The organism is Ectothiorhodospira haloalkaliphila ATCC 51935, assembly GCF_000633935.1.
GTDB classification, from domain to species: domain Bacteria; phylum Pseudomonadota; class Gammaproteobacteria; order Ectothiorhodospirales; family Ectothiorhodospiraceae; genus Ectothiorhodospira; species Ectothiorhodospira haloalkaliphila.
Map to the genome: position 1 here is coordinate 315,815 of NZ_KK214997.1, position 23,316 is coordinate 339,130.

Below are 23,316 nucleotides of genomic sequence, written 5' to 3' on the forward strand. Positions count from 1 at the left end.
ATGGTAGTTTACGCATTCACCGCCCAAGCGAACCAGATCCATGACTCCCGATCAGTATTGCCAGGAAAAGGCCGCCGCTAGCGGATCCAGCTTCTATTACAGCTTTATGTTCCTGCCGCCGGAACGCCGCCGGGCCATCACCGCCCTCTACGCCTTCTGCCGCGAGGTGGATGACGTGGTGGACGAATGTACGGATCCGGCCGTGGCCCGGGCCAAGCTGGACTGGTGGCGAGGCCAGATATCGGAAACTTTCGGCGGCCAGCCGACCCATCCGGTGTGCCAGGCCCTGCAACCATGCATTGAACGCTTCAACCTCCCGGAGGAGCACTTCCGGGAGATCATTGACGGCATGCAGATGGACCTGGAATTCGACGCCTACCCCACCTTCACCGAACTGTCACTTTATTGCTACCGCGTCGCCTCGGTGGTGGGGCTCATGTCTGCCGAGATCTTCGGCTACGAGGACCGCAAGACCGCCCGCTATGCCCACGATCTGGGCATGGCCTTCCAGCTGACCAACATCCTGCGTGATGTACTGGAGGATGCCCGCCGCGGCCGCATCTACATCCCGCTGGACGAACTGGAGCGCTTTGGGGTTCAGCCCGCGGACCTGCAACGCCCCCAGACCTCGGAGCGGCTGCGCAGCCTGTTTGCCTTCCAGGCCGACCGGGCACGTGACTATTACCGGCGCGCCTTCGAGCACCTGCCCGAGACCGACCGTCATGCCCAGCGCAGCGGCATCATCATGGCCGCCATCTACCGCACCCTGCTGGACGAGATCGCCGCCGATGGTTACCGGGTACTGGAACAGCGTGTCCGGCTCACGCCCGTGCGCAAGCTCTGGATTGCCTGGCGGACCGCGCGGCGCGAAAAACGTCTTCACCGCAAGGCCATGAAAGGATGACGCAGCACGACATCTGCATCGTCGGTGGCGGCTGGGCCGGGCTCTCCGCTGCCGTGCGCCTTGCCGAGGCGGGGCACCAGGTCACGGTACTGGAGGCCGCCCGACACCTGGGTGGACGCGCGCGTCGCGTGGATGTGGACGGCATACCCCTGGACAATGGCCAGCATTTGCTGCTGGGAGCCTACGAGCACACCCTCCGGCTGATGAAGACGCTGGGTATGGAAGAGTCCCGTGCATTTGTGCGCCTGCCTCTGGACCTGAACATGCGCGAGGCCGGCTCCCCGGGAATCGGCCTGGCCAGTTTCTATCTGCCCGCACCCCTGCACCTTCTGGCCGGCCTGCTCAGCGCCCGTGGCATGCAGGGGCGTGACCGGCTGCGCGCCCTCCCCGGCCTGGCCCGACTGATGCGCTGGCAGCAAGCCGAGGACATCTCGGTCAGCCGCCTGCTGCACGAACACGGACAACCGGAGGTCCTGGTACGCGGCCTTTGGGAACCCCTCTGCCTGGCCACCCTTAACACCCCGCCCACGGAGGCCTCGGCCCGGCTGTTCTGCGCGGTGCTGCGCGGCGCGTTCTCGGGTCACCGCAGTCATGCGGACCTGCTGATCCCGAGAGTGAGCCTGGGGGATTGCCTGCCGGAGCCGGCCCGCCAGTGGATCGAGGAACATGGTGGAACAGTCCGCACGGGCGCGCATGTGCGTGGCATCGCCGCAACGAACACGGGTTTCACTCTGACCCTGCGTGATGGCCAGACGCTGGACGCCCGGCAGGTGATCCTGGCCACAGCGCACCCTGCCGCCGTCCGCCTGCTCAAGCCCCTGTCTGACCTGACGGACATGACCCAGGGTCTCGAGGGCCTGGGCACCGAACCCATCTGCACGGTTTACCTGCAGTATCCCGAATCGGTGCGCCTGCAGACGCCGTTTTTCGGCATGCTGGGCACCACTGGCCAATGGACCTTCGACCGCCGCATCACGGGCCAGCCCGGGCTGATGGCCGTGGTCATCTCGGCTTCGGGGCCGCACATGCGAATGGACAACCAGGAACTGGCGGCCCAGGTGCGGGCAGAACTGCACATGCTGTTCCCGGACTGGCCTTTCCCAGAGAAAAGCTGGGTGATCCGTGAAAAGCAGGCCACGTTTCGCGCCAGCGTGGACTGCGACCGACTGCGGCCGGGCAACGCCACGCCACAACCGGGCCTGTGGCTGGCCGGTGACTATACCGATACCGGCCTGCCCGCAACACTCGAGGGGGCCGTGATCAGTGGTTTACAATGCGCCCAGGCCATCCTTCAACAGACCCCAGCCACAACGGAAGCGCAATGATCCCGCAACAACTCCTGCACTACACCCCCGCACCCGACCTGTTCAAGGACCGGGTGATCCTGGTCACCGGCGCCACCGGGGGTATCGGTCGTGCCCTGTCCCTGGCACTGGCCAAACATGGTGCCACCGTGGTGCTGCTGGACAAGGTGATCAAGACCCTGGAAAAGGTGTATGACGAAATCGAGGCCGAGGGCGGCCCGCAGCCGGGCATTTACCCCATGAACCTGGAGGGCGCCACCGCCAAGGACTACCAGGACCTGGCCGAGAACCTGGGGAACGAGTTCGGGCGACTCGACGGCCTGGTGCACAACGCCGGCTGGGTGGGCGCCCTCACCCCAGTGAAGCTGTATGATCTGGAAATGTGGGCCCGCGTCATCACGGTGAACCTGCACGCCACCTTCCTGCTGACCCAGGCCACGCTCCCACTGCTGGAAAAGGCAGCAGACCCGGCCATTGTCTTTTCCACTCAGGACTGCCAACGCGCCTACTGGGGCGCCTTCGGCGTGGCCAAGGCGGGCCAGCGCGGATTACTGGACATCCTGGCAGCCGAGTACCAGGGCGCCCGACGCATCCGGGTGAACGGCGTGGATACCGGCCCGGTGCAGAGCCAGTTGCGGGCCGATCATTACCCCGGAGAGGATCCCACTCAACACCCTGAACCGGCAGAGGTGATCGGACCCTATCTCTATCTCCTGGGTCCGGATGCAGGGGAGACGACCGGGCAGAATCTCAAGCTGGCCTGACAGGGGGTGCGCCGGGATCTCCGGTCACTGATGCCCACGCCTTCCGGCGGCCCGGAGGCAAGAGGCAGCCGGGAGAAGACAGCGATCCGGGCTTGTCCTAAACTCCCTGTAAAGATCCCGCCCTGACGCAAGATCCTGGCGGCATCGCTCTTCGTAATGCGTATCGGAACAGGATTCGAAGATATGGAACGCGATCGCGGGCGGGTGAGATGCCGCGAATGAGAAGGGCCGCACAGGCTTTGGTTCTTTGTCTGCTTGTTTGCCTGCCCGCCCACATGGCCGCGGGCGCCCCTTCCGAGTACCAGCTCAAGGCCGCCTTTCTCTATAACTTTGCTCTGTTCACCGAGTGGCCGGAACACGTTGGTGATACCCTGAACCTGTGTGTGTACGGCAGTGACCCGTTCGGCGCCGACCTCCTCAAGCTTGAGGAGCGATCGGTGGGTACCCGCCGACTGAGCGTCCATTTGACACCCACCCTGAACGAGTTGAGCAACTGCGAGTTGGTCTTCATCAGCCGCTCCGCCATCGGTCAGCTGCCGCAGATCCTCGGGACAGTGGATGGCTCACCCGTGTTGACCGTGGCCGACTCGCCCAGCGCCATGCGTCGGGGAGTGGCGATCAACATGATCACGCAGCAAAATCGTATCGCCTTTGAAGCGAACCTGACCGCGGCCCGCGCCCAGGGTCTGAATCTCAGTTCCAGATTGCTTCGCCTGGCAGAAGAGGTGGAGCAATGACCACCTCCGCTCCCGGCAGTGATCCACCCCCTTCCCTCGCGGACCGACTGCGACGTATCAATGGCGCGGCGTTGGTGATCTCGGTCACCATCATGGCCGTCATCACCATTCTCGGGGGATTGACCGTCAACCTGCTCAGCATGGTGGATGCCAATCGGGTGAAGACCCGGGTCCTGGCGGAAAACGCCGCAGCGAGCCTGCTGTTCGATGACAGGAAGGCCGCCGGAGATTTACTTGCCTCCCTGCGTCATTCCCCCGATGTCCAGGCGGCGGTCATCCACGACCGCCATGGTGAGCCCTTCGCCCATTATGAATCGGCACCCGGAATTCGGGCTCATCATAAGTGGAACCCTCAGGAAGAGACCCGCTACGGTCTGACTGCGGTCAGGCTGACCCAACCCATCACACTGCAAGACGACACCCTGGGAGCCATTCAGACCGTCATCGGCCTGCGATCGCTCTACATCCAGATGGTGGTGCTGATCCTGATCACCGCGGTGGCCGCCGCCCTGGCTCTGCTCACCAGCCGGATCCTGATGGCGACTCTGGTAGCCCGCCTCGTCCAGCCGGTCTCGGCCCTGACTGCACTGATGAAGCGTGTCACGCAAGATGCCGACCTGGGTGTGCGTGCCAGCAACAGCGATATCCTTGAAATCCGTACACTTGCACAGGGTTTCAACAGCATGCTGGAAGAAATCCAGGAAAGGGATCGACGCCTGGGCCTGCAAAAGGTGCGTCTGGAAGAAGAAGTATCAACCCGAACCGCCGAGTTGCTGCAAGCCAAGGAGGCCGCAGAAGCCGCCAACCAGGCCAAGAGCGAGTTTCTGGCCAACATGAGCCACGAGATCCGCACCCCGATGAATGGCGTGCTGGGCATGAACGAGATGCTGCTGCACGGCCCTCTGGACCCCAGGCAGCGCCAATATGCGGAAACGGCTCTCCAGACCAGCCGACACCTGCTGAGCATCATTGACGATATCCTGGACTTTTCCAAGGCGGAGTCTGGCCATATGCAACTGGAGTCGGTGGACTTTGATCTGGTGGCGCTGGTCCATGGCTGCGTCCAATTGTTTCAGGAACCTGCCGCCAGAAAGGGCCTGAGCCTCTCCACGGAGTTCTGTCCCGCGAATCAGGCATTCTGGTTTCGGGGCGACCCCCTCAGACTCCGCCAGGTATTGACCAACCTGCTGAGCAATGCGGTGAAGTTCACCCATCAAGGCAGCATTCAGGTGTGTGCCACGATCGAGATCACGCCCGACCAAAAGGGATCCATTCACCTGCAGGTCAAGGATACCGGCATCGGGATGACGCCTCAGGCCAAAGATCTGATTTTCGAGCGTTTCGCGCAGGCAGACGGATCAACGACCCGGCGCTACGGAGGGACCGGCCTGGGGCTGGCGATCTGCAGACGGCTGGTAGAACTGATGGGAGGCAGCATCCATGTGGATAGCATTCCTGAACAAGGGTCGATTTTATGCGTTCATCTGGAACTACCGCTGGGTACCTGCCCCACCGATACGCAAGATACACTCGAGGAAGCCAGACCAGGGCAGGATATCGACAGGGCCCAGAGGCTGGATGGCTGTATCCTTCTGGTTGAAGACAACCCGGTCAACCAACTGGTTGCCCGTGCCATGCTGGAGCAGCTGGGGCTCAGGGTCCGCCTGGCCCATGAGGGAGAGCAGGCATTGTCCATGCTGACGGCCAACGCGGTGGACTTGATTCTGATGGACTGTCGCATGCCGATCATGGACGGCTATCAGGCAACCGAGGCCATACGTGAAGGTCGCGTGCCAGGCCGCGACAAGACCCCCATCATCGCGCTGACGGCCAATGCCTCCAGAGAGGAACAGGATCGATGCCTGGCAGTCGGCATGCAGGCCTGCCTGCCAAAACCTTACACCATCGAGCAACTCCACACCCTGCTGCGCCAATGGCTTCCCACTGCCACCACCACCGCCCCCAACCAGTCGGCGCCCTCTGCCCAGGAATGCAATGTCGATGACCTCCCCATGCTGCATCCGCAGGATCTCGATGAGTTGAAAGCGCTGACCCCGGACCAGGACCTTCTGACCAGAGTTTTGCAGGCCTTCCTGGATACCGGCCCCCCGCTGATCCAGAAGATCGAAGAGGCCCTGACAAAAGGCGATGTGGAAGGCCTGCGCAGCGCCAGCCACGCCCTGAAATCCAGCTCCAGAAACGTGGGGGCCAGGCGACTCTCCGAGATCTGCCGGCAACTGGAAGTCTGCGCACGTGAGAATCGCATGCGTGATACCGATGCCCTGTCCACACCCTTCCAGAAGGTATCACGCGCAACCCTCAATGAAATCCGCGAACGGATCAAGGCGGCCCCATGAACGAGCCTGTAAGGATTCTGCTGGCCGACGACGATGTCACCGCACTCATGCTCATGACCGCTGCTCTGGAGGCGGCGGACTTCCTGACGATCAGAGCCGAGGATGGTGAACAGACACTGGCATCTTTCGCACAAACGCCTTGCGACATGGTGCTGCTGGATGTGGACATGCCCGGCATGGATGGTTTCGAGACCTGCCGACGCCTGCGTCACCTGGCTGGTGATGAACTCCCCATCGTCATGGTCACTGGCATGGATGACGTGGACTCCATTGCCCGAGCCTTCGAGGCCGGCGCCACCGACTTCATCTCCAAACCCATCCACTGGAACCTCATCGGACATCGGATCAAGTACCTGTGGCGCACGCACCTGACCCGACTTGATCTGCAACGGGCCAATGCTCGCAACGCCGCCATCCTGAGTGCGCTACCGGACACCCTCCTGCGGCTCAGTGATGAAGGGATCGTGCTGGATCGGCTGGCGGGGCACCATGACCAGGCTCATCCCGGACCCGGGGCCAGTGTGCAGGGCAGCCTGCCCGAGGAGGTTTCCCGGGCCTATACGGAGGCCATACGAAAGGCGCGTGCAGCCGGCGAGTTGCAGGATATTGAATACTCGCTTCAGGAGGTGGACGGGCCCGTTCGCTACTTCGAGACCCGTATCGTGATCATCGACGATCAGGAAACACTCTGCCTCATTCGAGACATCACACGACGCAAGGAAGCAGACGATGAGATACACCGACTGGCCTATTACGACACGCTGACAGGGTTGGCGAATCGCCAGCATCTCGTGGATCGCCTGGCGGGTGAAATCCATCGTGCCCAGGGCAGTGGCAGCCAGCTGGGCGTGCTGTTCCTGGACCTGGATGGTTTCAAACAGATCAACGACACGCTGGGCCACGCCACCGGTGATATCTTGCTAAAGCATGCCTCCCACCGCCTGCGACTGGGTGTGCGTCCCACGGATACGGTATCCCGCCCTTCGACCCAGCATCAGAACATCAGCCTGGCCCGTCTTGGTGGGGACGAATTCACCGTCATCATCCCGGACATGAACCATCCCGAGGATGCCCTGGTGGCAGCCCACCGGATACAGGAACTCATGCAACAGCCATTCTTCATTGCCGGTCGGGAGATGGTCGTCACCGCCAGCATCGGCATTGCCGTATTTCCGGATGATGGGGAAGATGCCGACACACTGCTCAAACATGCCGATACGGCCATGTACCATGCCAAATTTCTGGGGCGGAACAATGCTCAGTTTTACAGCCCCTCGCTCACCCATGAGGCCATGCGGCGTCTGAACATGGAGAGCGACCTGCGCCGTGCCCTGGAAGCACAGGAGTTTTTCCTCGTCTATCAACCCCAGGTGGATCTGCAGACGGGGAAAATCCACTCCGTCGAAGCCCTGATCCGCTGGCGGCACCCACAGCAGGGGCTGATATCACCCGCGGAGTTCATCCCCCTGGCCGAGGGCAATGGGCTGATCGTCCCCATTGGCGAATGGGTCTTGCGCATGGCCTGCCAGGACGCCGCTCGCTGGCAGGCCATGGGCCTGCCACTGGCGATGGCGGTCAACCTCTCGCCCGTGCAATTCCGAAACGGAAGCCTGACGCGCAAGGTGCGGGACATTCTCGAGGACACCGGGCTGGGCGCAGAATTCCTTGAACTGGAGATCACGGAAACCACACTCATGGACGAGAGCATGACCACACTGCAAACCCTGCATGAACTGCAGGAACTGGGGGTCAAATTTTCTCTGGATGATTTCGGTACCGGCTACTCATCCATGAGCTACCTGACGCGGCTGCCTTTGCACAACCTCAAGGTGGACCGCAGCTTCGTCCATGGACTCCCCCATGATGCCGGAAGCCTGGCGATCATAAGAGCCATTATTTCCTTGAGTGAAAGCATGGGCTTCACGGTGACCGCCGAGGGTGTGGAAAACCTGGAGCAGGTGAAGATCCTGATGCAGCAGTGCTGCCACACTCTTCAGGGGTATTATTTCAGTAAGCCCGTTGCAGCAGAACAGATCCCGGACTTGCTCGGACAGAACTGGGATTTTGATCGTCTTTCATAACATCATGAGCGCGCATGTCATGGACAGGTCAGCCACCCGCAGATGCATCCCCGTCATTTCCTGTCTTCTGATCATCTTCTGTGGTGCCAGCGCCGCTGCCAACGCACAGAACTCGGGCATTGAGCGCTTTCTTGATCTGTCTCTGGAAGATCTGCTCCAGCAGGAGGTGATCTCCGCCAGCCGTCGTGCCCAGCCTCTCTCCGATGTGGCCGCCGCCGCACACGTCATCACCGCTGAGGATATACGGCGGTCGGGCGCCCGCTCCCTGCCGGAGGCGCTGCGTCTGGCCCCTGGTGTGGATGTGGCCCGTATCAGCGCCGACCGATGGGCCGTTTCCATTCGCAGCCATACGGAATACCTCTCCAACAAGCTCATGGTACTGGTGGATGGGCGCAGTGCCTACAGCCCCAGCTTTTCCGGGGTGCTCTGGAATACGCTGCAGATTCCCCTGGAGAACATCGAGCGTATCGAAGTCATCCGGGGCCCGGGTGGAGCCGTCTGGGGGGTGAATGCGGTCAATGGGGTCATCAACATCATCACCCGTTCGTCACACAGCACCCATGGCACGCTGGTCAGTGCCGGGTATGGTGATGTGACCGGGCCGTTCACCCTGCTGAGACAGGGAGGAAGCCTTGGAGAAGACAGCAGCTTCAGCGTGTATCTGCGAAACAGTGGCCACCGTGATTCCTTGAAGGAATCCGGCGACGATCACCGTGATCAAGCCAATCATCTATCAGCAGGATTTCGTATGGATGGAGACGAGATGGCGGGCCAATGGATGGTTTCCGGCAATCTCTATCGAACGGACTCGGATGGGATCGGTGTTGTCAGGGATCCCTTCCAGCCTCCCCCCACGTACCGACGGGTGGAAAACATCACCGACCGTTTCTCTGGCGTTGATCTGCAAACCAGCATGACCCGAAAGACTTCGGAGCGCTCTGAAATCAGAGTCAATGCCTCCTGGAGTTACTCCGACCTGGAGGCCACCATGCTGGCGGATCAACAGCAGCATATCGTTGATCTTGAATTACAGCAGCGCATCGGTTTTTCGAGCCAGCATACGCTCACCTGGGGTGCCGGTTATCGCTGGTATCGGGACACCCTCTCCGACGGCCTGACCACGCGCATTGCACAGTCCAGGGAAACCCTGCACCTTGCCAGCCTGTTTGCTCAAGACGAGATTGAACTCACCGACGGTCTGAGACTGACGCTGGGGGGAAGACTGGATTACAACAGCTACACCAGCACCGAAATCCAGCCCACCATCCGCATGCTGTGGAACATGACCCCCCAACACAGTCTGTGGAGTTCGCTATCCCAGGCCAAACGCATTCCTTCACGGGGGGAACGCACAGCAGACTATATCCTGACAGTGGCACCCCCCGGCGTGGTCTCGTTTGACTCTCCGCTGGACGACTCAGTGGCCGACTTGCCCATACAAGGCGAAGTGCGCGGTAACGATCGTTTTGGGTCAGAACGCCTGACGGCGTTCGAGGCAGGTTACCGGGGGCAGCTCTCCCCCGAAGTCTACCTGGACGTGACGGCCTTCATGCATCGTTACGACAATCTCAGAACAGCTGCGTTGATCACGGATCCCGACGACCTCCTGATCAGCGAAGATCAGCAATACCTGATCGCCCCCAATGATTTCATCAATACCGGCGAACTCACCGTAACGGGTGTGGAGCTTTCAGGGGACTGGAGACCCACGGAGAGGCTGCGTTTCCAACTTGCCTACAGCTTCAATGACACGGGTGAGTTCACGGGGGGGGATCAACTGTTTTCCAGCTTCATCCCCAGACACATCACCTCATTGCGCAGTTCATGGAGCCTCAATCACCAAACGGATCTGGACATGTGGGTCCGGCACGTGGACCAGCGCGACCGACCCTTTCTGCCCCCGTTGGATGCCTATACCACCATGGATCTCAGGATGGCCTGGCGACCTGACAGCGCGATAGAGCTGGCCCTGGTGGCGCAGAATTTGCTGGATTCCGAACGGACCGAGTATTTTTCCGTGGCCCCAACGTTCCAGCCGGCTCAAACGCGTCGGGGTGTTTACGGGCAGATCAGGCTCAGCTTCTGACCAAACCCGACCTCTTGGCAATCAGGAGGAACGGGGGGTGGCGGGTGGAAACCGGTTCAGCCCCTGCCCCGTCGGACATTCACCCAGCAGCACGCAGTCACTGCAACGGGGCCGGGGACGGCATACATCCTTGCCATGGATCACGATCACCGCATGCAACTCATTGAGCATCGGCACGTCGTCGCCGATCACTGCTTCCACCGAGGCCCTCAGGCTCTCGTAAGGCTCATCGCCGTCGACCATTCCCAGCCGTGAGAACAGTCGGCGAGTATAGGCATCCACCACGAACACCGGGCGCTCAAAGGCGTACAGCAGGATGTCATCGGCGGTTTCCGGCCCCACTCCGTTCACCGACAGCAACTGGGTACGCAGCATCCCGGTATCCCATGCGCTCAGGACCGCCTCACCGCCCTGTTCCAGGTACCACTGACAAAAGGACCGCAGGCGCTTCGACTTCACATTGAAATACCCGGAAGGGCGGATCAGTTGCCCCAGCTCTTCGGGCGGTAACGCCAGGATGCGCTCAGGTGCAAGCGCCTGGGCCCTTTTTAGATTGGCGATGGCCTGCTCCACGTTACTCCAGGCGGTGTTCTGGGTGAGGATAGCGCCCACCATCACCTCGAACCCGCTGTCACCTGGCCACCAGTTCAGGGGGCCATGGTGATTGGAGAGGCGATCAAAGACCTGCTTCAGGCGCTGCGCATTCACTGCCTGGGGAGACGACGGGTGCCGGGCGGGCGGGCGATCCGCGCGGGTTTACGGGGGCGCTTCCATTTCAGTTCCAGTTCCGAATACAGGCGTTTCATCTCATCGGGAGCCAGCTCCCGCCAGCGCCCCGAGCGCAGACCCTGATCCAGTTCCACGGGCCCGTAGCGCACCCGGATGAGGCGGCTCACCGTCACCCCTTGAGATTCCCACAAACGGCGTACTTCCCGATTGCGGCCCTCGCGCAGGACCACGTGATACCAGTGATTGGCGCCGGTGCCGCCGGCCTCGCGGATTTCATCGAAACGGGCTTCGCCGTCATCCAGGGTGACCCCCTCCTGGAGGCGCTGAATCACGGCGGGATCCACTTCTCCCAGCACCCGCACGGCGTATTCCCGTTCCATCTGGCGGGACGGATGCATCATGCGATTGGCCAGTTCCCCGTCCGTGGTGAACAGCAGCAGGCCCGAGGTATTGATATCCAGACGCCCCACACTGATCCAACGACCCTTGCGCAGCCTGGGCAGGTGATCGAAGACGGTGACCCGCCCTTCCGGGTCGGACCGGGTACTCACCTCCCCCTCGGGCTTGTGGTAGGCCAGCACTCGCAGATCCGGCGACTCCACGGTGACCGGGCGACCCTGGATGGCGATCTCGTCATCGGGACCTGCCTGATCGCCCACCTTGGCCACCTTGCCGTTGACGGTGATCCAGCCCTGGGCAATCCAGCGCTCCACTTCGCGGCGCGAGCCCAGGCCCGCCTGGGCGAGCAGTTTGTGGAGGCGTTCGGTCATGAAGGGTTCCCTGGAGAGACAGTCAGTGGATGGAAGGGGAAGCCGGGGACACTGGCCGCGATCCCCATCGACTCCGTAGTATGAGGGAAGCCGCAGGTCTTTTCGAGACTGGCCATACCCATCCAACAGGAGCGGCGAGCATGCCTGCCCTACTCCCTGGCTGGCTGATCCAGATCCCTAAGCTCTGCCAATGTGGGCAGCTCATCCAGCGACTTGAGGTTGAAATAATCCAGAAACCCCCGGGTGGTCCCGAACAACGCCGGACGCCCGGGCAGTTCCTTGTGCCCCACCACGCGAATCCACTCCCGCTCGGTGAGCGTGCGGATGATGTGGGAGCTCACCGCCACCCCTCGCACTTCCTCGATCTCCGCCCGGGTGATGGGCTGCCGATAGGCAATCAGGGCCAGGGTTTCCAGCAGGGCCCGGCTGTACCGGGGAGGCTTCTCCTCCCATAGCCGCGACACCCAGGGCGCCAACTCCTCATCCACCTGAAAACGGTAACCGCTGCCCACTTCCTTGAGGTGATAGCCGCGATCCTGACAGGACTCGGCAATCTCCCTGAGGGCCTCGCGGATGCTGGCCCGCTCGGGGCGGCTGGCGTCGCCCTCGAACAGCCGTTCCAGCTCTTCAACGGACAAGGGGCGTTGCGCCGCCATCAGTGCGCCTTCCAGAATGCGTTGCAATCGTTCCGGGGTCATGTGTTCGGCTGTGTGTCACCGGCATCATCCCAGCCGGGGTGGGGGCCTGCCGGGCGCAGGTAGATGGGCGCATACACCTCTGACTGCACCCACTCCACCAGATGTCCCTTGATCAATTCCAGGATGGCGAGAAAGGTGACCACCACACCCCGTCGCCCCTCCTCCACAGTGAACAGGGCGCAGAACTCCACATGCCCCCGCTCACCCAGGGAGGCCAGCACCCGGCTCATGCGCTCGCGCACCGAGAGCGGTTCCCGCTGGATCTGGTGGTGGCTGAACATATCGGCCCGCCCCAGCACCTCACGAAAGGCCCGCAGCAACTGGTCCAGGCCCACGTCCGGCAGAGGCTTTTCATGATGCATGGGAGGCGGTTCCATGGCGGCCATGAAGATATCCCGCTCCAGACGCGCCAGGTCGTCCAGATCCTCAGCCGCCTGCTTGAAACGCTCATACTCCTGCAGACGACGCACCAACGCCGCGCGGGGATCCTCCTCATCCTCCACCTCGGCGGCACGTGGCAGCAGCATGCGGGATTTGATCTCTGCCAGCACCGCCGCCATCACCAGGTACTCCGCCGCCAGTTCCAGACGCAGTTCCTGCATGAGCTCGATGTACTTCATGTATTGCCGGGTGATCTCGGCGATGGGGATATCCAGCACATCCAGGTTCTGGCGGCGGATCAGATACAGCAGCAGATCCAGCGGACCCTCGAAGGTCTCGAGGAAGACCTCCAGGGCGTCCGGCGGGATGTACAGATCCTTGGGCGTGAGGGTCAGCGGCTCTCCGCGGACCCGAGCAGTGACCGCCTCATCCTCGCCCACGCACTCGGACGCAGGCGAGAGGACAGACGGCACATCACTCATCGGTGGCGTTCATCGGTAGGCCAGCCCCATGGCGCGCCGGACCTCTTCCAGGGTATCCCGGGCAATGTCGCGAGCCGCTTCGCAGCCCTCTGCCACCACGGAGCGCACCAGATTGGGATCGGACTCATAGTCCTTGGCACGGGCCTGCATGGGACCCAGTTCCGCCAGCACCCCATCCACCACCGGCTGCTTGCACTCAAGGCAGCCGATACCGGCCGAACGACACCCCTCCTGCACCCAGTTGTGCACGTCTTCAGTGGTGTACACCTGATGCAGCTGCCATACGGGGCATTTGTCAGGATCACCCGGATCGGTGCGACGCACACGGGCCGGGTCGGTGGGCATGGTGCGGATCTTCTTTTCCACATCCGCCGGCTCGTCGCGCAGGGAGATGGTATTGCCGTAGGACTTGGACATCTTCTGCCCGTCCAGTCCCGGCATCTTGGAGGCCTTGGTAAGGAGCGGCTGGGGCTCGGGGAGAATGATGCGACCGCCGCCTTCCAGATACCCGAACAGGCGCTCACGATCCCCCAAAGAGATGTTCTGCTGAGTCTCCAGCAGAGCGCGGGCCACATCCAGGGCCTCGTCCTCACCCTTCTCCTGGTAGCGACGACGCAGATCCCGGTACATGCGGGCGTTCTTCTTGCCCATCTTGTCCACCGCCGCCTCGGCCTTTTCCTCGAAGCCGGGCTCGCAGCCGTAGAGGTGGTTGAAGCGCCGGGCCACCTCGCGGGTCACCTCCAGGTGGGACACCTGATCCTCGCCCACTGGCACGAGACCGGCCTTGTAGATGAGCACATCGGCACTTTGCAGCAAGGGATAACCCAGGAACCCATAGGTCGCCAGGTCCAGCTCCTTGAGCTTCTCCTGCTGATCCTTGTAGGTGGGCACCCGCTCCAGCCAGCCCAGAGGCGTGATCATGGAAAGCAGCAAGTGCAGCTCCGCATGCTCCGGCACGCGGGACTGAATGAAGATCCGCGAGGAACCCGGGCTCACCCCGGCCGCCAGCCAGTCCACCACCATCTCCCATACGCTCTCACCGAGCACGCGCGGGTCTTCGTAATGCGTGGTCAGGGCGTGCCAGTCGGCAACGAAATACAGGCACTCGTAGGAGTGCTGCAGTTCAACCCAGTTTTTGAGAACGCCGTGATAATGGCCCAGATGCAGTCGGCCCGTGGGACGCATGCCCGACAGGACGCGCTGATTTTGTGTCGGCAGGGAACTCAAGTGGACTCCTCACACATGCTGTTGGATAAACGAATCGGTTAACGCCAGGATGGCAGGGCAAACACGGTCTGGAGCAGATCCACGAAGAAACCGTAAACCGGGAACAGGATGGCCCCCAGAATGCCCGTAAACAGAAGAATCAGAATGATCACCAGCCCGTAAGGCTCCAGGCGCTCATAGCGGGCCGCCACCCGGGGCGGCAGAAAACCGGCCACCACGCGCCCTCCATCCAGCGGCGGCAGGGGCAGCATGTTGAGCACCATGAGCAGGATATTGATGGTGATGCCGGCAATGCCCATGTAGAACAGCGGCGTGGCCACCCAGTCCAGGCTGCCCTGCAGTAGCACGGAAAGCTTGATCATCAGGGCCCAGAAGATGGCCATGAGCAGATTGGCAGTGGGCCCGGCCACGGCCACAATGGCCATGTCGCGCTGCGGATTTCTGAGATTGTTGGTATTCACCGGCACAGGCTTGGCCCAGCCGAAGACGAACGGCGGCGCCGGGGTCAGCGCGGTGAACAGCAAGAGACCAATGGGCACCACCACGGTCCCCACCGGATCGATGTGCTTGAAGGGGTTGGCCGTGAGCCGGCCCAGCATCTTGGCCGTGGGATCGCCCAATTGCTTGGCCACAAGTCCGTGAGAGGCCTCGTGCAGGGTGATGGCAAAGAGCACCGGGAGGGCCCAGATGGCGATGATCTGCAAGATGCCGTCCATGGAGCCCTACTCCTCAAGACCCGGGGGTACTTCACCCCGGCCACGCCGCATGAGCCGGGGTACATCCCCCTCCAGATCGATCACCGTGGTGGGCTCCAGGCTGCAGGCGCCACCGTCGATCACCAGATCCACCAGCGGCATCATGCGTTCGCGGATCTCGAAGGTATCGGACATGGGATGATCATCACCCGGCAGCTCCAGGGTGGAACTCATCAGGGGCTGCCCCACCGCCTCCAGCAGCGCGTTGCAGATGGGATTATCGGGGATGCGCAGCCCCACCGTCTTGCGTTTGGGATGTTGCAGGCGTCTGGGCACCTCGTGGGTGGCCTTGAGCAGGAAGGCATAAGGCCCCGGCGTGAGCGCCTTGAGCAGCCGGTAGGCAGTGTTGTCCACCTTGGCATACACCGAGATCTCCGAGAGATCTCGACATACCAGGGTGAGGTGATACTGCTCATCCAGTTGGCGAATGCGGCGAATACGTTCCATGCCCGCCTTGTTGCCCATGGCACACCCCAGGGCATAGCAGGAATCCGTGGGGTAGACGATGACGCCACCCTCCAGCACCACGTCCGCAGCCTGCCTGATCAGGCGCGCCTGGGGGTCTACCGGATGGATCTCGATCACGCGACTCATGCTGTATCCCTGAGCGGTCGGAAGTTGAACCCGCAAGTTTATCAGACCCAGCGGCCATCGCCCGAATGGTTTCGCCCGGCTTGAAGGCATCGGGGTGAACCTCGGCGGGGCCGTGGCGGGCGCTGTATTCCATGGACTGGGTGGGTTACCCTTCCCGACGTTTATCCGTTGCCCGCCAGGAGGTGCTTGATGCTCTACGCCATCATCAGTCAGGACGTGGAAGACAGTCTGGAAAAACGCCGCTCGGCCCGCCCTGCCCATCTTGAGCGCCTGCAGACCCTGCAGGATGCCGGTCGTCTCGTGCTGGCCGGCCCCTATCCGGCCATCGACAGTGCCGATCCGGGTCCCGCCGGCTTCACCGGCAGCCTGGTGGTGGCCGAGTTCGACTCTCTGGACGCCGCTCAGGCCTGGGCCGACACCGACCCTTACGTGGCCGCAGGCGTGTATGCCCAGGTGACCGTCAAGCCCTTCAAGAAGGTCTTTCCCTGAACCCTGAGCAGGATCATTCAAAGGACACGCATTCCATGACCCCATTCAAGTCTCTCCCGCTGCTGGCCGCCGTGATCCTCGCTCTGGGCGCCTGTTCATCGGAACCGTCGCCCGACCAGCGCGCTGACCACAGTGACGCCATGGCCGTGGTCAATGACATCCCCATCACGGATCGGGACCTCACTGATTTTCTGCAGCTCCGGCAGATGTCCGGGCACCATCACGGAGAATTGCAATCGCCGGAGTCGGCCCTGGATGAGATGGTGAACATGGAGCTGCTGCGCCAGGAGGCTCTTGAAAAGGGTCTGCATGAGGATCCGGAAATCCTTCGCCAACTGGAGCGCACCCGCACCAATCTGTTGGTAAACACGCTGGTGGAGCGCTACCTGGAGGAACAGGATTTCTCCGAGGCAGAACTGCGGGCCGAGTATGACCGACAGATCGCCGCTCTGGACGCCCGCGAATTTCGGGCCCGGCACATCCTGGTGGACACCGAAGAGGAGGCCCGGGTGCTGATCGAGGCCCTGGATCAGGGGGATTCGTTCCCGGATCTGGCCCGGGAATATTCCCAGGACACCTCCGCCGAGTCCGGTGGCGACCTGGGCTGGTTCCGGCTGGACATGATGGTACCGGCGTTCTCCGAGGCACTGGCCTCGCTGGAGGCCGGTGAATACTCCGATTCTCCGGTGGAGTCCCAGTTCGGCTGGCATGTGATCCTGCATGAGGAAAACCGCGAACTGACCCTGCCCACCTTCGAGGCATCCCGGGGTCGCCTGGAACAGATCCTGGCCACCGAGGCGCTGCAGGGTTACGTGGACGAACTGCGCGAGCGGGCGACCATCGAGATTCACGAAGATCGGTTGCGGTAAGCCAGGTTGGTGTTTCTGGAGCCCCCTGCGGGCTCCAGCTTGCCCCGGGCAGTCAGGTAATCAAACCACCCAGCTCCCGCGTCTTCTCCCGCATCAACCCGGCATCCCCCCGGGCTTCCACGTTGAGGCGAATCACCGGTTCGGTATTGGAGGCCCTCAGGTTGAAGCGCCACTCGGCAAATTCCATGCTGAGCCCATCGGTGTCGTCCAGTTGCGGTCCCTGGGGAAGATAGAACTGCGTCACCCGCTCCAGGGTGCCGGGCACATCCTCCACCCGATAATTGATCTCGCCGCTACAGGGGTAGGCACGGATACGCTCCTCCACCAGGGCAGACAGCGGCTTGCCCGTGAGACTCATGCGCTCGGCGGTCAGGAGCCAGGGGATCATGCCGCTGTCGCAATAGCTGAAATCACGAAAGTAATGGTGAGCTGACATCTCGCCCCCGTAGAGGGCGTCTTCCCGGCGCATGCGCTCCTTGATGAAGGCGTGGCCCGTCTTGCTCATCACCGGCACACCCCCGGCGGCCTGCACCATTTGCTGCGTGTTCCAGGTGAGCCGTGGATCATGAACGATGCGTGAGCCCGGCTGTTTCTCCAGCATCTGTGCCGCCAGCAGGCCCACCATGTAATAGCCTTCCACGCACTCGCCACGTTCATCGAAGACGAAGCAGCGATCGAAATCCCCATCCCAGGCAATCCCCAGATCGGCACCATGGGCCACCACCGCCTCGCCGGTGACGGCGCGGTTTTCCGGCAGCAGGGGGTTGGGAATGCCATTGGGAAAACGGCCATCGGGCGCATGGTGGATGCGGGTCACACGAAACGGCAGCCGCGCCGCCAGGGCATCAAAGGTCGGGCCAGCGGCACCATTGCCGGCATTCACCAGCAGGTGTAACGGACGCAGGGTCGACAACTCGACAAAACCGAGGACCCGTTCCACATAGCCTTGCATCACATCCAGGCTGCGGTCCTCACCGTGCACGTCAGCCACCGGCCCGGGATCTCCTTCCCGAACCCGCCGCTCGATCTCCTTGAGCCCGGTATCCCCACTGATGGGGATGGCCTGTTCGCGCACCAGCTTCATGCCGTTGTAGTCCATGGGGTTGTGGCTGGCCGTCACCATGATGCCGCCGCCCATGCCACCCAGTGAGGCAGCGTGGTAGACCGTCTCGGTGCCGCACAGACCCAGGGAGCAGGTATTCACACCGGCATCGTTCAGGCCCTGGATCACGGCCTGGGCCAGTTCCGGGCTGCTGAGTCGGATATCCTGACCCACCGCCACCGCGCCCCTGGGGGCGATCACCCCGGCGTAGGCTCGTCCGATACGGTAGGCCAGATCGGGGTTGAGTTCATTGGGGATGCGCCCACGGATATCGTAGGCCTTGAAACAGGGCAGCGGCGCGGACATGGGAAACCTGTCGTCTTGAGTGGGCTTGAATGTTCAGACCTGGTAGAAATCCCGGTACCAGCGCACGAAGTTCTCCACTCCCTGCTCCACCGGGGTGGCGGGCCGATAGCCCACGTCGGCCACCAGGTCCTGCACATCCGCGTAGGTATCCGGCACATCGCCAGGCTGCAGTGGCAGCAGGTTCTTCTCGGCTTTGCGTCCCAGGCAATCCTCAAGCACCTGGATGTAGTGAAGCAGTTCCACCGGTTGATTGTTGCCGATGTTGTACAGGCGATACGGGGCGAAACTGCTGGCTGAATCCGGGTTGTCGCCGGACCATTCGGGATTGGGCTCTGCCACCTTGTCCAGGGTGCGGATCACGCCTTCCACGATGTCGTCGATGTAGGTGAAATCGCGGCGATGCTGGCCGTAGTTGAAGACGTCGATGGGTTTGCCTTCGAGAATATTGCGGGTGAACATGAACAGGGCCATGTCCGGTCGCCCCCAGGGGCCATACACCGTAAAGAAGCGCAGGCCGGCCGTGGGCAGGCCGTAAAGGGAACTGTAGGTGTGGGCCATGAGCTCGTTGGCCTTCTTGCTGGCCGCATACAGGCTCATGGGATGGTCCACGTTATCGTGCACCGTGAAAGGCATGGTGGTGTTGGCCCCATACACGGAACTGGAGGAGGCATACACCAGATGCTCCACCCCGTGGTGCCGACACCCCTCCAGGATGTTGATGAACCCGACCAGGTTGGTTTCCACATAGGCGTGGGGGTTCTCCAGGGAGTAGCGCACCCCCGCCTGAGCTGCCAGGTTGACCACCCGCTGTGGCTTGTGACGGGCGAAGGTCTCTTCCATCACGGCCCGGTCGGCGATATCGGCACGCACCTCGGTGAATCCGGCATGGTCCTTGATGCGATCCAGCCGGGCCAGCTTGAGGTTCACGTCGTAGTAATCGTTGAGGTTATCGACGCCGATCACCTCATCTCCCCGATCCAGCAACCGCATGGCCAGGGCCGAACCGATGAATCCGGCGGTGCCGGTCACAAGAACCTTCATATCATGTTGCCTTGGTTGTCAATTTGGGCCGTGCCGTCGCAAACCATCGCCAGCCGTGGCTTACAGGCTCCAGTAGCGAGTGATTTGCGGGATGTCGTCGGGATGCAGGGCTGATTTCACGTCCAGCAACACGCCGCCCTCGCTCAGGCGCGTGCAGAGGGCACCGGCGCCGTCTTCCAGGTAGGCCCGATGGGGCACGGCCAGGATGAGACCATCCAGTTCCGTGAAGGCATCCAGGTCGACCAGTTCCAGGTCGTATTCATGGCGGGCCTCTTCCGGGTCGGCCAGGGGGTCGTGCACCAGGGGTTCGATACCGAACTGACGCAGTTCGCGGATGATGTCCGGCACCCGTGAATTGCGCAGGTCCGGCACGTTTTCCTTGAAGGTGAGCCCGAGCACGCCCACACGACCGCGCTTCACCGGGTGATCCTGCTCGATGAGCAGCTTGACGAGGCGCTGGGCAATGTAGGCGCCCATGCCATCGTTGATGCGCCTCCCGGCCAGGATCACCTGGGGGTAGTAACCCACAGCCTTGGCCTTGGCGGTGAGGTAGTAGGGGTCCACACCGATGCAGTGCCCGCCCACCAGACCAGGGCTGAAGGGCAGGAAGTTCCATTTGGTGCCCGCTGCCTCCAGCACGTCCTTGGTGCGGATGTCCAGACGATCGAAGATCAATGCCAGTTCATTCATCAGGGCAATGTTCAGGTCTCGCTGGGTGTTCTCGATCACCTTGGCAGCCTCCGCCACCTTGATGGTGGGGGCATTGTGCACACCGGCCTCGATAATGCGGCCATAAGCCTCGGCCACCCGATCCAGCGTTTCCGCGTCCTCGCCGGAGACCACCTTCACGATGCGGGTCAGGGTATGTTCCTTGTCGCCCGGATTGATGCGTTCCGGGGAGTAACCCAGCTTGAAGTCCTGGCCCTGACGCAGACCGGACACCCGGGCCAGAATGGGGCCACAGATCTCTTCGGTCACGCCTGGATACACGGTGGATTCAAACACCACCACGGCACCGGGGGTGAGCATCTGCCCCACGGTCTCACAGGCCTTCATCACCGGAGTGAGGTCCGGCTGACGGTTTTCGTCGATGGGGGTGGGCACGGTCACCACAAAGAAGGTGCAGCCCTTGAGGTCGGCCGGGTCCCGCGTGTAGAGCAGATCGTGCTCCGCCAATTCCTCGGGAGTGACCTCGGCGGTATAGTCATGCCCTTCCTTGAGGGTTTTGATACGCCGTTCGCTGATGTCAAAACCGATGGTGCCGGGATAGTGGCGGGCGAAGCCCAGGGCCACGGGCAACCCCACATAACCCAGTCCAATGACACCGATCTTTTCGCTCATGGGAGCATCCTTCCAGGCCGTTTCCTCGAAGCCGGAAAGATACCGCAAATGCCGCGATCGCGCGACCTTGCAGGGCCAGTCGGCAGCCCGCACTTTCGGGCTCCCGGGATCTTGGCTATCCTATACGACCCTTGAGTCGGCCCCTGCCACAGCAGGCATACCCTCATCGTCCCGGCCCAACATGCCCCGGTAGCTCAGCTGGATAGAGCGTCCCCCTCCTAAGGGGAAGGTCGCAGGTTCGAACCCTGCCCGGGGCGCCATTCTTTCAAGCATCCACCTTGCCCCACCATGGAGGTTTCAATGTCGAACCATAGCCCGCAGTCACGCACCCCTGGAATACGCCACCTCACCCTGTTTTCCGGCCTGGCCGCCATGGCCCTGCTGATGCTGCCGTGGAGCGCGGGCGCCAACGAGCCCACCCGTACCATGCATCAGGACTGGCAGAGCGTATGCCTGGAGGTTGAAGGTACCGAACGTTGCCAGATTCAGCAGACCCTGGAGATGGATGGTGCCCAAGGTCGCGGACCCGCCATGCAGGTGAACATCCGCGACATGCGCGATGGCACCCGCATCATCGAGGTGTTGTTGCCCCTGGGGCTGGATCTGCGGGCGGGTATCGTCATGCAGGTGGACGACGGCGAGGAATACAACGCGCCGTTCCTTACCTGCTTCGAACAAGGGTGCCTGACGGCCCGCCCGCTGAACCCGGAACTGGAAGAGGCCATGCGCGCGGGAACCAACATGCGTGTGGGCTTCCGGCCCTTCAACAGTGAGCAAATCCTGGTGGCCGATGTCTCACTGATGGGGTTCACAGCCGCCAGTCGCGAGATCAAGTAAGACATCACCCCAGTGAAAGAAATCGTAGACGCTGGGTGCTGCATCGCAATAAAGTGTGGCATTGGGGCCGCCCAGTGGGCTGGTCGCGAAGCAAATATCAGGGGCGCGGCCCCGAGACCAATCATCCGAACAACGGACGACGAGGACAACCCATGACATCCCGTACCGTCACGGTTATCGATAACGCCACCGGCAAGCAGGTGGAACTGCCCGTGCTTGAAGGCACCCAGGGCCCGGCCACCGTGGACATCCGGCCACTGTCCAAGGAACTGGGCTACTTCACCTACGACCCGGGCTTCATGTCCACGGCCAGCTGCCGCAGCGATATCACCTATATCGATGGCGATCAGGGCATCCTCATGTACCGGGGGTACCCCATCGAGCAACTCGCCGAACACAGCAGCTACCTGGAAACCTGCTACCTGCTGCTCTACGGTGAGCTGCCCACTGCCACCGAACTGGAAACCTTCACCCGCATCATCCAGAAGCACTCCATGCCCCATCAGGCGATCCGTCGCTTCTATGACGGCTTCCGGCACGATGCCCACCCGATGGCCATCATGGTGGGTGTGTTCGGCGCCCTGTCGGCCTTCTTCCACGACACCACCGATGTGCACAACCCGCGCCACCGGGAGATCGCCGCCCATCGGATGATCTCCAAAATGCCCACCATCGCCGCCTGGTCCTACAAATATGCCGTCGGCCAGCCCTTCCTGTATCCCGACAACGAACTGGGCTATTCGGAAAACTTCCTGCGCATGATGTTCGGGGTGCCCACGGAGCGTTACGAGCCCAACCCGGTATTTGCCAAGGCGCTGGACCTGATCCTGATCCTGCACGCCGATCATGAGCAGAACGCCTCCACCTCCACGGTACGCCTGTCCGGCAGTTCCGAGGCCAACCCCTTTGCTGCCGTCTCCGCCGGCATCGCCTCCCTCTGGGGCCCGTTGCATGGCGGCGCCAACGAGAAGGTGGTGCGGATGCTCGAGTCCATCGTCGAAAGTGGCCAGTCGGTGGAGTACTTCGTCAATCGCGCCAAGGACAAGGACGACTCCTTCCGCCTCATGGGCTTCGGGCACCGGGTGTACAAGAACTACGACCCCCGTGCCAAGATCATCCGCAAGATGTGTCATGAACTGCTGCGGGAGATGGGCGCAGAGAACGAACCCCTGTTCGAGGTGGCCATGGAACTGGAACGCATCGCCATGGAGGACGAGTACTTCAAGGAACGCAAGCTCTACCCCAACGTAGACTTCTATTCGGGCCTGATCCTGCGTGCCATGGGCATTCCGCTGAACATGTTCACCGCCATTTTCGCTCTGGCCCGCATGGTGGGCTGGAATGCGCATTGGTGCGAGATGATGCAGGACCCCGAATCCCGTATCGGCCGCCCCCGTCAGTTGTACACCGGCGCCGCCACCCGGGACTACGTGCCCATTGAGAAGCGTTGAGCGCACCTCTA

21 protein-coding genes and 1 tRNA gene are annotated in these 23,316 nt (G+C 62.1%); 12 read left to right on the forward strand and 10 right to left on the reverse strand.

Annotation, left to right across the window (positions count from 1 at the left end):
• Nucleotides 1-40: 40 nt before the first annotated feature.
• The 7 genes from hpnD (at nucleotide 41) to ECTHA_RS0107420 (ending at nucleotide 10,233) form a co-directional block, all read left to right on the forward strand.
• Complete coding sequence (gene hpnD / locus ECTHA_RS0107390; RefSeq protein ID WP_025281963.1) at nucleotides 41-904, forward strand: presqualene diphosphate synthase HpnD; 864 nt, start codon at nucleotides 41-43, stop codon at nucleotides 902-904.
• Nucleotides 901-2,229: a hydroxysqualene dehydroxylase HpnE gene (hpnE, locus tag ECTHA_RS0107395; RefSeq protein ID WP_025281964.1), complete on the forward strand. Its 1,329-nt coding sequence runs from the start codon at nucleotides 901-903 to the stop codon at nucleotides 2,227-2,229. The genes hpnD and hpnE overlap by 4 nt, the downstream gene beginning before the upstream one ends.
• On the forward strand, nucleotides 2,226-2,972 hold the full coding sequence (locus ECTHA_RS0107400) for an SDR family NAD(P)-dependent oxidoreductase (protein ID WP_025281965.1): 747 nt from the start codon (nucleotides 2,226-2,228) through the stop codon (nucleotides 2,970-2,972). The genes hpnE and ECTHA_RS0107400 overlap by 4 nt, the downstream gene beginning before the upstream one ends.
• A 218-nt stretch (nucleotides 2,973-3,190) precedes the next feature.
• Complete coding sequence (locus tag ECTHA_RS0107405; protein ID WP_128571914.1) at nucleotides 3,191-3,709, forward strand: YfiR family protein; 519 nt, start codon at nucleotides 3,191-3,193, stop codon at nucleotides 3,707-3,709.
• Nucleotides 3,706-6,066, forward strand: coding sequence for an ATP-binding protein (locus ECTHA_RS17500; protein ID WP_025281967.1), 2,361 nt, complete (start codon nucleotides 3,706-3,708; stop codon nucleotides 6,064-6,066). The genes ECTHA_RS0107405 and ECTHA_RS17500 overlap by 4 nt, the downstream gene beginning before the upstream one ends.
• Entirely contained in the window at nucleotides 6,063-8,147 is a 2,085-nt protein-coding gene (locus ECTHA_RS0107415; RefSeq protein ID WP_025281968.1) for a putative bifunctional diguanylate cyclase/phosphodiesterase, read from the forward strand. Before ECTHA_RS17500 ends, ECTHA_RS0107415 begins: the two co-directional genes overlap by 4 nt.
• Before the next feature lie 19 nt (nucleotides 8,148-8,166).
• Nucleotides 8,167-10,233: a TonB-dependent receptor plug domain-containing protein gene (locus ECTHA_RS0107420; RefSeq protein WP_025281969.1), complete on the forward strand. Its 2,067-nt coding sequence runs from the start codon at nucleotides 8,167-8,169 to the stop codon at nucleotides 10,231-10,233.
• A gap of 21 nt (nucleotides 10,234-10,254) precedes the next feature.
• Here ECTHA_RS0107420 and ECTHA_RS17505 read toward each other — a convergent pair whose 3' ends face one another.
• The 7 genes from ECTHA_RS17505 to ECTHA_RS0107455 form a co-directional block, all read right to left on the reverse strand.
• Nucleotides 10,255-10,941: an endonuclease III domain-containing protein gene (locus ECTHA_RS17505; protein WP_025281970.1), complete on the reverse strand. Its 687-nt coding sequence runs from the start codon at nucleotides 10,939-10,941 to the stop codon at nucleotides 10,255-10,257.
• Nucleotides 10,938-11,732, reverse strand: a complete 795-nt coding sequence (rluB, locus tag ECTHA_RS0107430; RefSeq protein WP_025281971.1) for a 23S rRNA pseudouridine(2605) synthase RluB — start codon at nucleotides 11,730-11,732, stop codon at nucleotides 10,938-10,940. The genes ECTHA_RS17505 and rluB overlap by 4 nt, the downstream gene beginning before the upstream one ends.
• Nucleotides 11,733-11,881: 149 nt before the next feature.
• Nucleotides 11,882-12,430 carry an SMC-Scp complex subunit ScpB gene (scpB, locus tag ECTHA_RS17510; RefSeq protein ID WP_025281972.1) on the reverse strand — a complete coding sequence of 183 codons (549 nt, stop codon included), beginning with the start codon at nucleotides 12,428-12,430 and terminating at the stop codon, nucleotides 11,882-11,884.
• Nucleotides 12,427-13,293 carry a segregation and condensation protein A gene (locus ECTHA_RS0107440; RefSeq protein WP_025281973.1) on the reverse strand — a complete coding sequence of 289 codons (867 nt, stop codon included), beginning with the start codon at nucleotides 13,291-13,293 and terminating at the stop codon, nucleotides 12,427-12,429. The genes scpB and ECTHA_RS0107440 overlap by 4 nt, the downstream gene beginning before the upstream one ends.
• A 9-nt stretch (nucleotides 13,294-13,302) precedes the next feature.
• Complete coding sequence (locus tag ECTHA_RS0107445; RefSeq protein WP_025281974.1) at nucleotides 13,303-14,520, reverse strand: tryptophan--tRNA ligase; 1,218 nt, start codon at nucleotides 14,518-14,520, stop codon at nucleotides 13,303-13,305.
• A 38-nt stretch (nucleotides 14,521-14,558) separates the two neighbouring features.
• Complete coding sequence (locus ECTHA_RS0107450; protein ID WP_025281975.1) at nucleotides 14,559-15,236, reverse strand: site-2 protease family protein; 678 nt, start codon at nucleotides 15,234-15,236, stop codon at nucleotides 14,559-14,561.
• A gap of 6 nt (nucleotides 15,237-15,242) precedes the next feature.
• Nucleotides 15,243-15,860: an L-threonylcarbamoyladenylate synthase gene (locus ECTHA_RS0107455; protein WP_025281976.1), complete on the reverse strand. Its 618-nt coding sequence runs from the start codon at nucleotides 15,858-15,860 to the stop codon at nucleotides 15,243-15,245.
• A 198-nt stretch (nucleotides 15,861-16,058) separates the two neighbouring features.
• Between ECTHA_RS0107455 and ECTHA_RS0107460 the strand changes: the two genes are divergently transcribed.
• Together ECTHA_RS0107460 and ECTHA_RS0107465 are read left to right on the forward strand one after the other, a co-directional pair.
• A complete protein-coding gene (locus ECTHA_RS0107460) occupies nucleotides 16,059-16,358 on the forward strand; it encodes a YciI family protein (protein WP_025281977.1) in 300 nt (99 codons plus the stop codon).
• A gap of 35 nt (nucleotides 16,359-16,393) precedes the next feature.
• Entirely contained in the window at nucleotides 16,394-17,227 is an 834-nt protein-coding gene (locus ECTHA_RS0107465; RefSeq protein ID WP_025281978.1) for a foldase protein PrsA, read from the forward strand.
• Nucleotides 17,228-17,279: 52 nt separating this feature from the next.
• Here the strand turns inward: ECTHA_RS0107465 and ECTHA_RS0107470 are convergent, their stop codons facing one another.
• From ECTHA_RS0107470 to ECTHA_RS0107480, 3 genes are read right to left on the reverse strand one after another with little or no spacing between them, the layout of a single operon-like run.
• Complete coding sequence (locus ECTHA_RS0107470) at nucleotides 17,280-18,635, reverse strand: phosphohexomutase domain-containing protein (protein ID WP_025281979.1); 1,356 nt, start codon at nucleotides 18,633-18,635, stop codon at nucleotides 17,280-17,282.
• 33 nt (nucleotides 18,636-18,668) lie between these two features.
• On the reverse strand, nucleotides 18,669-19,676 hold the full coding sequence (locus tag ECTHA_RS0107475) for an NAD-dependent epimerase (RefSeq protein WP_025281980.1): 1,008 nt from the start codon (nucleotides 19,674-19,676) through the stop codon (nucleotides 18,669-18,671).
• 60 nt (nucleotides 19,677-19,736) lie between these two features.
• Nucleotides 19,737-21,017 carry a nucleotide sugar dehydrogenase gene (locus ECTHA_RS0107480; protein WP_026623625.1) on the reverse strand — a complete coding sequence of 427 codons (1,281 nt, stop codon included), beginning with the start codon at nucleotides 21,015-21,017 and terminating at the stop codon, nucleotides 19,737-19,739.
• Between the two features lie 183 nt (nucleotides 21,018-21,200).
• Here ECTHA_RS0107480 and ECTHA_RS0107485 point away from each other — a divergent pair.
• The 3 genes from ECTHA_RS0107485 (at nucleotide 21,201) to ECTHA_RS0107495 (ending at nucleotide 23,305) form a co-directional block, all read left to right on the forward strand.
• Nucleotides 21,201-21,277, forward strand: a tRNA-Arg gene (locus ECTHA_RS0107485).
• A gap of 40 nt (nucleotides 21,278-21,317) precedes the next feature.
• Complete coding sequence (locus tag ECTHA_RS17515) at nucleotides 21,318-21,854, forward strand: invasion associated locus B family protein (protein WP_025281982.1); 537 nt, start codon at nucleotides 21,318-21,320, stop codon at nucleotides 21,852-21,854.
• A gap of 152 nt (nucleotides 21,855-22,006) precedes the next feature.
• Nucleotides 22,007-23,305, forward strand: coding sequence for a citrate synthase (locus ECTHA_RS0107495; RefSeq protein WP_025281983.1), 1,299 nt, complete (start codon nucleotides 22,007-22,009; stop codon nucleotides 23,303-23,305).
• The last annotated feature ends 11 nt before the right edge of the window (nucleotides 23,306-23,316 follow it).